This window comes from Sunxiuqinia sp. A32 (genome assembly GCF_052690465.1).
Genome location: NZ_JBQYLI010000006.1, coordinates 117537 through 130648, shown reverse-complemented (window position 1 = coordinate 130648; position 13112 = coordinate 117537). Strand labels below are relative to the sequence as shown.

7 protein-coding genes are annotated in these 13112 nt (G+C 38.0%); 4 read left to right on the top strand and 3 right to left on the bottom strand.

Going from position 1 to position 13112, the window contains the following annotated elements; translation table 11 throughout:
• Nucleotides 1–9 precede the first annotated feature (9 nt).
• The 3 genes from ACUNWD_RS08075 to ACUNWD_RS08065 form a co-directional block, all read right to left on the bottom strand.
• Nucleotides 10–366: a P-II family nitrogen regulator gene (locus ACUNWD_RS08075; protein WP_445587286.1), complete on the bottom strand. Its 357-nt coding sequence runs from the start codon at nt 364–366 to the stop codon at nt 10–12.
• 19 nt (nt 367–385) lie between these two features.
• On the bottom strand, nt 386–1012 hold the full coding sequence (locus ACUNWD_RS08070) for a hypothetical protein (RefSeq protein WP_445587285.1): 627 nt from the start codon (nt 1010–1012) through the stop codon (nt 386–388).
• A gap of 424 nt (nt 1013–1436) precedes the next feature.
• Nucleotides 1437–3065, bottom strand: a complete 1629-nt coding sequence (locus ACUNWD_RS08065; RefSeq protein WP_445587284.1) for an ArnT family glycosyltransferase — start codon at nt 3063–3065, stop codon at nt 1437–1439.
• A 205-nt stretch (nt 3066–3270) separates the two neighbouring features.
• Here ACUNWD_RS08065 and argH point away from each other — a divergent pair, with 205 nt between their 5' ends.
• The 4 genes from argH (at nt 3271) to ACUNWD_RS08045 (ending at nt 13023) form a co-directional block, all read left to right on the top strand.
• Nucleotides 3271–4602: an argininosuccinate lyase gene (gene argH, locus ACUNWD_RS08060; RefSeq protein ID WP_445587283.1), complete on the top strand. Its 1332-nt coding sequence runs from the start codon at nt 3271–3273 to the stop codon at nt 4600–4602.
• 332 nt (nt 4603–4934) lie between these two features.
• Nucleotides 4935–9527 carry a glutamate synthase large subunit gene (gltB, locus tag ACUNWD_RS08055; protein ID WP_445587282.1) on the top strand — a complete coding sequence of 1531 codons (4593 nt, stop codon included), beginning with the start codon at nt 4935–4937 and terminating at the stop codon, nt 9525–9527.
• A gap of 10 nt (nt 9528–9537) precedes the next feature.
• Complete coding sequence (locus ACUNWD_RS08050) at nt 9538–11025, top strand: glutamate synthase subunit beta (protein ID WP_445587281.1); 1488 nt, start codon at nt 9538–9540, stop codon at nt 11023–11025.
• A gap of 969 nt (nt 11026–11994) precedes the next feature.
• Complete coding sequence (locus tag ACUNWD_RS08045) at nt 11995–13023, top strand: HNH endonuclease (RefSeq protein WP_445587280.1); 1029 nt, start codon at nt 11995–11997, stop codon at nt 13021–13023.
• Nucleotides 13024–13112: the final 89 nt, after the last annotated feature.

The window sequence follows — 13112 nt, the reverse complement described above, 5'->3', positions numbered from 1 at the left end:
TTATGGTTATTATTCTTCTTTCCCTTTGATGAACAATGATTCATCACCAAACTCACCTGTACGAATCCTGTATGATTCTGCAATGTCAGAAATGAAGATCTTTCCATCGCCGATTTCACCAGTACGACCAGCTTTCATAATAGCCAGAACTGTTTTTTCAACATTCTTGTCACGCACGATAATAGAGAGAATAGTTCTTTCAATAGTACTTGTGTCATAAACAACACCACGGTAAACCCGCTCTTCTCTTGATTGTCCAACCCCACGTACGTCCCAGAAGGAGAAGAATTCGATACCAGCATCGTGAAGTGCTTCAGTCACCTCGTCGAATTTGGTTTTTCTTATAATAGCTTCAATTTTTTTCATTGTAAGTCGTATTTAGTGATTATAAAGAGATACCTACTGTAATGAAGAATCCACCTGTTGAAGGGTTAAGAATAACAGATCCTGAAACAGGAAGAGAAAAGCTGTCAGTAAGTTTTACTTCTTTAGAAGTACCAACTCCTACGTTACATACAGTAAAATCACCATCTACAGTGTATTGTCCATCACCTGCGCCTACGAATACATCAAGAGAAGAGAATGAGTAGGAAGCTTCCAGGTAAGTGTCATCAACGCCGTCACCAGTCATGTAAGCTGCAGTGAAACCGAAATCACCTAAAGCTAATCCAAGACTAGGTTCAAAATAATGCATGTCACCATCAGTCCAGTCACCACCGAAATAATAGTCTGTTACAGTGATTGAAACAGGACCGAAATCATAACCTGTATACAAATCCATTTCGTAACCTTCATCAGTACTTGATGAAACAGATCCCCACGCGCCTAATGCAAACCCACCAGTGCTATATTCAACGTAAGGTTGAAATGCTGGTCCGCTACCAAATTTAGCACCACGCCAAATGTAACTTGAGTAGATGTCCACTCCTGTGTCAAAAGAAGAGTCTTGTGCTTGTACGTTAAATGCAAAAGTTGTTGCCAGTACAAAAATCAAAATAAGTGTCTTTTTCATGATTTAAAAATTTAAGGATTTAACTAAACTTCTTTAATAAAATGTTTTGCTTTGCCTTAACGTGTGATCTCTTAATAATGCTCTTTGTGAGGGATGACCCTCTTTGTTCTTTAATGTCTCCGGTTCAAAAGTATATATATTTTCAAAACAAAAGATATTAAATAGGGGTAAAATGTTTCAAAAAGACATATAAACAACAAAATTAGTGTAAAAATGACAGGGGTGCAGTCCGGGAAAGTATTTATTTTTTAGAAAAATGTCAAAAAAACAGGGGGTGCAAGCTTAAAAAATGCTTTTTCTGGCATAAAGTGAGCTTTGAAAGTGATAAAATGTCAAAAAGACACAAAAGCAATGTGTTTTGTGTTAAAGTGTTAATTAATTGTAAACTTTGTATCGAAAAGATAATTGCAGGCAGTATTGCTTGTTATTTTGTTTTCACCAGGTAGGTGTTTTTAAGGGATTTTTCTCTTGTTTCTGGTAAAATGAATTGAATTCCGACCCGATTCATGCCTCTGTGCTTGAATGTGTAGATCGTATCAATAGGTGTATTCATTGATTTTATATCCTCCAAGCCGGGTTCATAACAGAATATCCAGGAATTTGGAGTATGAGCCGCTTTATTCAGCATTTCCCAATCTTTAATATGTACAGCTTCATTTTTTCCGTAGAAGAACAGTTCAAATTGTTCGTAATTATAATTGTATAGAACTGCGTCGTCGGATGCGTCTTTATTAAAGGTGCGTGTTGCAGCAATTGAGGATTGGTATTGAAATGTGTATGGCAGTACTTGGGTGTTCAGGTAAAAGTTGATTAGCGTGATGATTAGCATCCCTGGAACAAAAAGCTTTATCCAAACAATATTTTTTCTTGTATATATATATATAGTCATTATAAGAATAACCAAAACAAGTGTCCAATACGCAAATTGATCTGTAGGGAAGAGGTAGATCATAAATGAAAGCAAAACAATCCACGACAGTCCGACCATGCTGATTTGGAGATTTTCAAAAATGTTTCGGAGTTTTTTAGTCCCATTGGTAAATATCCAATCAATCCATTTACTTAATAATGCAGTGAAAAGCGGAATAAGGATAAACAGATAGTTTGGAGCTTTTCCTTTTGCGATAGAGAGGATGATGAAGAAAATCCAGATGCCACCAAACGTAAAGTATTCATCATGTTTGAATTTATTTTTAATGAGAGAACGGAACTCTAAAAATAAACTTCCAACAAGTAAAAAGCTCCAGGGGGCATATATATATAATATAGTATGCAGGTAGAAAATATAATCGGTATTGCTTCCAACATAGTTCCCGGTGATCCTTCCAACGTTGTTGGTTATAAAGAAAAATTTAATTCCTTCCAATCCAAATTGGTTATACAATCCAATTAGAGCAGGAGAGGCGGTAAGTAGAGCAATTGCAATACCAATAATCCATTTTGGTTTAAAGATTTCTTTAAAGTCTCCTTTTAACAAGAGGTGAGTTCCAAGCGCAAAGGCAGGAACAGCTCCGCCAATTGGTCCTTTGCTCATCATGGCTAACCCAATTCCAACAAATGCCAGAATGAAATTCAGCGTTTTTCTCTTTTTCAGATAATCATGAAGTTGCCATAATGCAAATGCAACATTGGCTTGCAGAATTGTGTCAGTATGGACATCCATGCAGTATAGAAAATATATCTGAGATGTGAAGATGGTTATCGCTGCAATAATTCCACTTCTTTTATTATAGAGACTTTCTGCCAGCTTGTAGGTTGCAAAAACACCAATTAATGCATACAAGACCGCAAAAAATTTATATCCGAAATTTGTTAAGCCAAATGTGTGAAATCCAAGCGTCGACAACCAAAATAGGAGTGGAGGCTTCTGGTCGTATGGATCGCCATGTATTTTTAGATTGATGAAGTCACCGTCAATGAATATATTTTTTGCGATGGCAGCATATTTACCTGCATCACCGGTAAGGTCAATAAATAAACCAAAATAATACGTAATTAATGCAAAAATTATAGCGAATAGGACTAGCCAGCGAAGATTGTTTTTTTCAAACATGTTCTGATTTTTGAACGATATATATTGTCTGCAAAATTGGTGAATTTTTTGTGAACCAGAAAACAAATTGCATTCGGTGATGCAAGTGGAAATACAACTTTGCTTATAATTTCAGTATCTTTGGGCGAAATACTTATAAATTGTATAATGCAGCGATTATTTCTATATAATTATAGAAGTAATTCTATTGAAAAAAGAGGCAGTAATGAAACTTTGGGATAAAGGTTATTCGGTAAATAAATTAATTGAAGATTTTACAGTTGGCAAAGATCGTGAGTTGGATCTGTATTTGGCTAAGTTTGATATTCTTGGTTCAATGGCTCATGCAACGATGCTTGAGAAAATCAATTTACTTGAAAGCGAAGAATTGAGTCTTTTACTAGCCGAACTGAAATCGATTTATAAGATAGCAGAAACCGGAGAGTTCGAGATTGCTGAAGGAGTAGAGGATGTGCATTCTCAGGTAGAGTCAATGCTAACTGAAAAGTTAGGTGATGTTGGAAAAAAAATACATAGTGGACGATCGCGAAATGATCAGGTATTGCTGGATTTGAAGCTATTTGCCAGGGGAGAAATTCAGGAGTTGGTTCAGCTTACAAATGAGTTGTTTGGAGTGATGATCTCGCAGGCGGAAAGCTATAAGAATCATTTGATGCCGGGGTATACCCATTTACAGGTTGCCATGCCGTCTTCTTTCGGTTTGTGGTATAGTGCTTATGCTGAAAGTTTAATTGATGATTTAATGTTGTTACAGGCAGCCTGGAAAATAACTAATCAAAATCCTTTGGGGTCGGCGGCTGGTTATGGTTCTTCATTTCCACTGGATCGTCAAATGACAACCGATCTATTGGGCTTTGACTCGATGAATTACAATGTGGTTTATGCTCAAATGGGACGTGGTAAGATGGAAAAAACAGTGGCATTTGCAATGTCATCTATCGCTGCAACTTTATCAAAACTGGCGTATGATGTTTGCTTGTTTATGAGTCAAAACTTTGGTTTTGTATCCCTGCCAAAAGAATTGACTACAGGTTCAAGCATTATGCCGCATAAAAAGAATCCGGATGTGTTTGAGCTGCTGCGTTCTCATTGTAATAAAATACAGGCAATTCCGGTTCAGGTTACTATGATGGTCAATAATCTTCCTAGCGGTTATTTCCGTGATTTACAGATTGTAAAAGAGGTGTTTTTACCTGCTTTTGATGAGTTAAAATCTTGTCTTAAAATTGCGTCTTTTGCGTTGGCGGAAATGTCAGTGAAAGAAAATATTTTGGAAGATGACAGGTACAAATTCGTATTTAGTGTTGAAGATGTAAATAAGCTTGTTCAGGAGGGTGTGCCATTCAGGGATGCCTATAAACAGGTTGGAATTGCAATAGATAAAGGCGAGTATGAACCGTCTCGGGAAGTGAATCATACCCATGCAGGAAGTGTTGGAAATCTATGTTTACCTGAAATTACTCATAAGATGAAGAAGGTTTTAGATGGATTTAACTTCGGAAAAGTCGAAAAGGCAATAGGTAATTTGCTGAAATAACATGACTTCTGTTAATTAAACGTTAACCTTGATTGTTGGAGGTTTTGGACCTGACTTTTGTCATGTTTTTGTAACTAGCTTGATTTCATTCTATTACAAAATTGAGTACAAAAAGTAAAGGTTTTTTGGCATGTTGTCGAGCATATTTTGTTGGCTGAAAAATTGGATGTTAGCGCTTTTATCGCTATTTTTGCTTTCACTTCATAATTATTTTGTGGGTTTTGCTTATGAATTTATAGTAGTTGAAACTTGTTTCAATTGCTAGTGTTGTGTCCTGACGTGAAGTAGCAGGAATGTGAAGAATGGGTGATAAAAATTTTTAAATTGTTTAAATGATGCAGAAAGGATTTCAAAAAGAACAAGGCTTATACCGTTCTGAATTTGAACACGGGAGTTGCGGCATTGGGTTTGTTGCCAGTTTAAAAGGCAGAAAAAAGCATGCTGTTATTTCTGATGCCTTATCTATGCTGGCACGAATGGAACATCGCGGGGGAACCGGTTTCGACATAAAAAGTGGTGATGGTGCAGGTATTTTGATACAAATCCCTCATGAACTTTTCATGGAGGAATGTCCTAAGGAGGGGATTAAGCTTCCTACCTTCGGCGAGTATGGTGTTGCCATGATCTTCTTCCCTAAAGACGATAGAAAACGATCTGAATGTAAGGATATAATCAGCCGTAATTTAAATAAATTTGGATTGCCATATTTAGGATATCGTAAAGTTCCTGTAGATAATTCAGATCTGGGACGCGACTCAATGGCGACTGAACCATACATCCAGCAATTGTTTATCGCGAAACCTGAAAAAATGTCGGTTGAAGAGTTTGACCGTAAATTATTTATTTTCAGGAAATATACTGAAAGACTTGCCCGCGAATCTGTTGCAGGTTTGGGCTATGATGGATTGAACATTATTTCTTGTTCGTACAAAACCATCATTTACAAAGGACAATTGACCACCGATCAGGTGACTCTATATTTTAAAGATTTATCAAATCCAATTGCTGTAAGTGCAATTGCTTTGGTACACTCTCGTTTCTCAACCAATACATTCCCTTCCTGGAAATTAGCTCAGCCTTTCCGCTTTATTGCGCATAATGGTGAGATTAATACCAACAAAGGAAATGTGAACTGGATGCGTGCCCGCGAAGCACTGCTTGAATGTTCTGCATTTACCCGCGAGGAACTGGAAATGATTTTCCCTATCTGTGACTTGCAGGCTTCAGATAGTGCAAATCTGGATATGGCCATTGAAATGCTAGTGCTTAGTGGCCGATCATTGCCTCATGTATTGATGATGTTAATACCTGAAGCATGGCAAAATGATCCTGAGATGGATCCACGCAAAAAAGAATTCTACGAATTCTATTCTGCAATGATGGAGCCATGGGATGGTCCTGCATCTGTTTGTTTCACTGATGGAGTATTAGTAGGTGCTACACTTGACAGAAATGGTTTACGTCCATCTCGTTATTGTGTAACAGAGGATGATATGTTGATTATGGCGTCAGAAACAGGTGTTATCGATGTCGATCATGATGAAGTGAAAATTCGCGGACGTTTACAACCAGGTAAAATGTTTGTTGCTGACCTGGAGCAAGGTCGCATCATTTCTGACGAAGAATTGAAAGCTGATATTTGTACTCGTCAACCTTACGGTGACTGGGTTAAAGATAATATGACCTATCTTGATGACCTTCCTTCTATTCCTGATTTGGAATTGAAAGATCCTGATTCAAGTACCATTTTTAAAAGACAAAAGGCCTTCGGTTTCACGAACGAAGATATCGAGGTGATTCTTAAGCCAATGGCTGAAAGCGGAAAAGAAGCAATGGGATCTATGGGTGCTGACAATCCATTGGCAGTGCTTTCTGATCGCCCTGTGAATTTGTCGCATTATTTTAAGCAGTTATTTGCACAGGTTACCAATCCACCGATTGATCCAATTCGCGAACGCGTAGTAATGGATTTGAGAACGTATGTCGGTGGGTTTAAAAATATTCTTACTGAATCTGCAGAGCATTGTCGCAGAATCGCAATTCCTCAGCCTGTATTAACTAATGAGCAGTTGGTTAAATTGGCTTATGTAGATCATACTCACTTTCAGACTAAGAAGATAAGCATTGTTTTCCAGGCAAATGGATTGGAAGGAACGCTTGAGAAAAAGTTGGAACGTTTATGTTCTTACGTTGAAGATGCAATTGATGAAGGATATTCAATTATCTTATTAACAGATTTTGCAATTAGTACTGATCATGCTCCAATTCCATCAATCCTTGCTGCATCTGCAGTGCATCACCACCTAATTCGTATCGGAAAACGTGGTAAGGCCGATATCATTATGGAAGTGGGTGATGTGCGTGAGGTTCATCATTTTGCTACATTGTTAGGATACGGTGTTTCTGCCGTTAATCCATATATGGCAATTGACTCGATCAAGCAAATGGTTGCTGATGGCGCGCTTGGTAAAATTACTCAGGAGAAAGCAATTAGCAATTACATCAAAGCAATTGGTGGTGGATTGTTGAAAATCTTCTCTAAAATGGGAATCTCAACACTTGCATCTTACCAGGGAGCTCAAATTTTTGAGATTCTGGGAATTAATTCAGATGTGGTTGACAAATACTTTACCGGAACAATTAGCCGTATTGAAGGGCTAAACCTGGATGACATTGCCAAAGAAGCAATGGCCAGACATCGTCAAGGGTATCCAACCAGATCTGGTGGTGCAAAAGTATTGGAGCCAGGTGGTGAATATCACTGGAGAAAAGATGGCGAACGCCACTTGTTGAGTCCAAAAGCAATTCAATTATTGCAGGAAGCAACCAGAGAGAATAATTACGATAAATATAAAAAATACTGTCAGGAAGTTGATGATCAGACGAAAGCAGCATTTACATTGCGTGGTTTGATGGATTTTAATTCTGACAGAGATCCAATTTCTATTGATGAAGTTGAACCAGCTGAAAATATCTTGAAGCGTTTTGCGACAGGAGCAATGTCTTTTGGTTCTATTTCGTGGGAAGCTCACACAACCTTGGCAATCGCGATGAACCGCATTGGCTCGAAATCAAACTCGGGAGAAGGTGGTGAGGACCCAATTAGATATACAAAACTGCCAAACGGAGATGATATGTGTTCTGCAACTAAGCAGGTAGCATCAGGTCGTTTTGGAGTAAACAGTTATTACTTAAGCAAGGCCAAAGAGATTCAGATTAAAATGGCTCAGGGAGCAAAACCTGGTGAAGGTGGTCACTTACCTGGTCATAAAGTAAATGGTTGGATTGGTCGTACACGAAACTCCACTCCTGGAGTAGGTTTGATTTCACCACCTCCTCACCATGATATTTATTCAATTGAAGATTTGGCTCAGCTAATTTTCGACTTGAAAAACAGTAATCGTGATGCTAGAATCAATGTGAAACTGGTATCTGAAACTGGTGTTGGTACCGTTGCCGCTGGTGTTTGTAAAGCAAAAGCTGATGCAGTATTAATCTCAGGATATGATGGTGGAACTGGAGCATCTCCTTTAAGTTCTATTAAACACGCTGGTTTGCCTTGGGAGCTTGGTCTTTCAGAAACGCACCAAACGTTGGTTCGCAATAGACTGCGTAACCGGATTGTTGTTCAGTCTGACGGACAAATGAAAACTTCTCGTGACTTAGCTGTTGCAACTTTGTTAGGAGCTGAGGAATGGGGTGTTGCAACTGCTGCATTGGTTGTTGAAGGATGTATCATGATGCGTAAGTGTCATAGCAATACTTGTCCTGTCGGGGTTGCAACTCAAAATGAAGCATTACGTGCTAAGTTTAAAGGTAATCCGGATTGGGTCGTAAATTACTTCGAATTCCTTGTAAATGGTCTTCGCGAAATTATGGCAGAGCTTGGCTTCCGTTCTATCGAAGAAATGGTAGGACAAGCACAATGCTTGAAATTCAAAGATGATGTTTATCATTGGAAATATAAAGGCTTGGATTTAAGCCCAATCTTATATAAAGAAACAGTTGGCGAAGAGCAAGGCCTGTTCTGTAGCAAAGAGCAAAACCACCATATGGAAGAAATTCTGGATTGGAAATTTGTTGAAGCTGCTCAAAAAGCCATCAACGATGGTGAAAAGGTTTACGCCGAATATGAAATAAAGAATATTAACCGCAGTGTGGGTACTGTTCTTTCCCATGAAGTAACCAAGGTGCACAAAGGAGAAGGTTTACCAGACGGAACAATTCATTATAAAATGAACGGTTCTGCAGGGCAATCATTTGGTGCGTTTGTGTGTAAAGGTATCGAATTGGAAGTTGAGGGTGATGCGAATGACTACTTTGGAAAAGGTCTTTCCGGAGGTCACTTGACAATCTATCCTGCTAAAAACGTACAGTTCATTCCAGAGCAAAACATAGTAATTGGTAACGTTAGTTTCTACGGAGCAACTGGTGGAAAAGCGTATATCCGCGGGGTTGCCGGTGAACGTTTCTGTGTTCGTAATTCCGGAGCTGAAGTCGTTGTGGAAGGTATCGGTGATCACGGTTGTGAATATATGACCGGTGGTAAAGCTGTTGTTCTTGGAAAAACAGGACGCAACTTTGGTGCGGGTATGTCGGGAGGTATTGCATATGTGTTGGATACTGAAAATAGTTTCCCAAGTCTTTGCAATATGGAAATGATTGAGCTCGGACGAGTAGAAGATGAAAAAGAGCAGGAAGAATTGAAGGCGATGATTGAAACACATTTGGAGAAAACAGGTTCTTCTGTTGCCGAATATGTTCTTTCTGACTGGAAATATTCAGTAACTAAATTCGTGAAAGTGATTCCAACGGATTACAAACGAATGCTGAATTATATTGATAAAGCCCGCAGCACGGGTAAGTATGATAAAGAAGCTGACATCATTGATGCTGCTTTTGATATGCACATTGCAAACATGTAAAGGAAAGAACATGGGTAAGCTTACAGGATTTTTAGAATATAGAAGAGTCGCCAATCCAACACGTCCGATTGAAGAGCGTTTGAAAGATTGGAACGAAGTATACGTTTTACGTGATAAAGAAACTTGCGAAACGCAAGGCGCCAGATGTATGGATTGTGGTGTGCCTTTTTGCCACCGTGGCGAGATGTTGCACAATGGAGCAACTGGCTGTCCGGTATATAATTTAATTCCTGAATGGAATGACTTGATTTACCGTGGACGCTGGAAAGATGCACTTGATCGCCTACATCATACCAATAACTTCCCTGAATTCACAGGCAGGGTTTGTCCTGCTCCATGTGAAGCCGGATGTGTTCTTGGTATTAATGAGCCTGCAGTTACTATTCACGATAACGAGCGGACAATTATTGATAATGGCTTTGAAAATGGTTGGGTTGTTCCTGAACCACCTGAAAGCAGAACAGGTAAGACTGTTGCTGTTGTTGGGTCTGGACCTGCAGGATTAGCTGCCGCAGCTCAATTAAATAGAGCGGGTCATACAGTAACTGTTTTTGAGCGTGACGATCGCATTGGTGGATTGCTGATGTATGGTATTCCAAATATGAAGTTGGACAAAGGTGTTGTTCAGCGTCGAGTGGATATCCTGGCAGAAGAAGGAATCACCTTCAAAACAAATACTGAAGTTGGAAAAGATATTAGTTCTAAGAAACTTTTAAAAGAGTTTGACGCAGTAGTTTTAGCAAACGGTGCCACTAAACCTCGTGATTTGAACGTGGAAGGCCGTGAGCTAAAAGGTGTTCATTTTGCAATGGAATATCTTTCTGCCAATACAAAAAGTTTACTGGACAGCAAGCTGAAAGATAAAAAATACATTTCTGCAAAAGGTAAAAATGTAATTGTTATCGGTGGTGGTGATACTGGTACTGACTGTGTGGCTACATCGTTAAGACATGGCTGTAATAAAGTTACACAGTTGGAAATTTTACCAAAACCATCTGTTGAGCGTAACAAGGACGTGAACCCTTGGCCAGAATGGCCATCAAACCTTAAAGTTGACTATGGTCAGCATGAGGCTGCATATACGCAGGGAGAAGATCCACGTGTATATTCAATCATGACCAAGAAATTTGAGGGTGACGATAAAGGAAACCTGGTAGCCATTCATACGGTGAATGTTGAGTGGGTGAAAAATGAAGAAGGTCGCATGTTCCCGAAAGAAATTGCCGGAACTGAAAAGAGAACCGAAGCAGAATTGGTATTACTTGCCATGGGTTTCTTAGGACCTGAAGACAAGATTGCCGAAGAACTTGAATTGGAACGCGATGGTCGCTCTAACTTTAAAGCAGAGTATGGCGAATTTAAAACCAGCTTGAAAAAGGTATTTGCTGCCGGTGATGCCCGTCGTGGACAATCATTGGTTGTATGGGCCATCAACGAAGGACGTGCAACAGCACGTGAAGTTGATATGTTCCTGATGGGAGATACGGTTCTTCCATAAGTAAATTGAGAAAATGTAAATCTCTTTAGCATAACACAAACAAATGAGCCCGGTTTATCCGGGCTTTTTCTTTTTTAAAGCACATTGTTGGGTGCAGTGGATTCTATCCGCTGACTAAATCCAAAGTTGGAAACTTCACCACCCGTACCTCTGTTATCGCCCATCCCCATTGAGGAAGCTGATAAGTATTTTTGAAAATATTCTTGGCAGTCGCTTACCCGCTTACCCGCTTAGCCGTTTATCGGCTTAGCGGATATTGCTAGTGCATTCTGCGGTAAAATGGGTATCCCTGCTTGTTATTTCCTCTTTCAGTCTCAAAATTTTGAATCTCTGCGGTGCAGAGAATGAAAAATTTTCAACAGGACTTTAAAAATTGCGGCAGAAATGCCCAAAAATAAGACTGAAACGTGAAAATTGTGGCAGAAATTGAAAAAAGTACAACAGAGCTTAGTCCCAAAAGGTTTTCAGTGGTTTATGAGACAAAAAGGATTTTGCCCCGACCTGAGATTCTCAGAGGCTTCTCGGCGATCAATTCCTCCCTGTGAAATTTTCAACGGTCTCTCCATTGCCATTTTCAATATTCTGAATTTTTTAGAACTGAGGGGCTCCACTCTTTCAAATGGTTATGGTGTAATTATCCTATCCGCTTAGCCGTTTATCGGCTTAGCGGTTATCCCAGCTTATAACCTTTCCAAATTAGCTAATCATAAATATCATTAAAGATCAATTTCGTAAATTAGATGAGTTTTGAAATTGCTAGCACCTAAATTCGTGGAATAATAGCAACTCAAAAAGTGTCACTTAAAATGCTATTTTATTGTATTATAAACATTTTGTGATAAATGCAGGAAATGTAAATGGCACTAATGTGTCGTTCCGAATGCGTTATCCAGTATGATAAGAACCAAATCTACCAATCTAAAAGATTAAAAACAGATATGGATTCCTTCTTTAATCAAACCAGAAGATATGTCAAAAAAATCTGACGAGTTTATTGGAATACTAGCAATATTTGGAATAGTGATTTTCTTTATATTCAAGATACTATCCGCGATTTTTACATTAATTGCTGATAATATTTATGTAATCATTACTGTAATACTCTCTGTCTTGGGTGCGTTTATTGCATTCCTGTTATATTTTGAATTATATTTTAGAAGTAAAAAATTTAAACACATAAAGGGCAGTATTAGAGAATACACAGATAATTGCAACGAATTGAACCATTATATACAAGAATTAAAGGGTTCCTATGTAAACATAGAATCATACAATTATGGCATAGGAGAATTGACTGATAATAGTGCATATAATTTTCAAAGAAAAGAATGGAGCAAGGTCATCCAAAGTAATCAAATACATCATTGTTCTGCTAACGTTTGCAAAAATGCTAGTAACCAACCAATAAAATACCTTTGTAAATATTTTGGTATAAAAAATGATGAAGAGTCACTCTCTAAATTTGAGAAAGTACTAAATGATTTCACATCTGTCGAACAGGGTAAAGATTTATTAAAAAGAGAGAGAAATTCAATTATGAGAAGGATATCGAAATCTATTCCATTTCTAATAAAGAAATTTAGAAATGAACAATTAATTAGAAAATTAGGATTTGAGACAGTTGATATTAGTGAAACATATATTCCAACTTTTACCTTTCAATATGTTTCAGCAGGTGGTAACAGTTCTTCGCGATGTGATATAAAGCTAAATATTGAAAATCTTAATCTTCTGATCAATTACTTAAATGATATAATAAAATGGACGAAAAGTATTGCTGGCCAAAGAGCCTTAATGACTTCTCAACTAAGAGATAAAATCAAAGGAAGAGATAATTACAAATGCTGCTCCTGCGGTTTAGGAATTGAAGATGAACCAAATTTATTATTAGAAATTGACCATAAAATTCCACTGTCTAAAGGAGGGATGACTACATATGACAATCTTCAAACTTTATGTTGGAAATGCAATAGAACAAAAGCAGCAAAAATTTTATAGTAAATAAATATTGTGATACATATTATATCTTGAAGTTGAAAATGAATAATTTAAAAATTACGTTGCTTAACAAATTCTATATAGTAGGC

Bases quoted from the DNA above. Each gene is read 5' to 3' on its own strand.
- ACUNWD_RS08075 (WP_445587286.1), bottom strand. From the start codon at position 366: ATGAAAAAAATTGAAGCTATTATAAGAAAAACCAAATTCGACGAGGTG.
- ACUNWD_RS08070 (WP_445587285.1), bottom strand. From the start codon at position 1,012: ATGAAAAAGACACTTATTTTGATTTTTGTACTGGCAACAACTTTTGCA.
- ACUNWD_RS08065 (WP_445587284.1), bottom strand. From the start codon at position 3,065: ATGTTTGAAAAAAACAATCTTCGCTGGCTAGTCCTATTCGCTATAATT.
- argH (WP_445587283.1), top strand. From the start codon at position 3,271: ATGAAACTTTGGGATAAAGGTTATTCGGTAAATAAATTAATTGAAGAT.
- gltB (WP_445587282.1), top strand. From the start codon at position 4,935: ATGATGCAGAAAGGATTTCAAAAAGAACAAGGCTTATACCGTTCTGAA.
- ACUNWD_RS08050 (WP_445587281.1), top strand. From the start codon at position 9,538: ATGGGTAAGCTTACAGGATTTTTAGAATATAGAAGAGTCGCCAATCCA.
- ACUNWD_RS08045 (WP_445587280.1), top strand. From the start codon at position 11,995: ATGTCAAAAAAATCTGACGAGTTTATTGGAATACTAGCAATATTTGGA.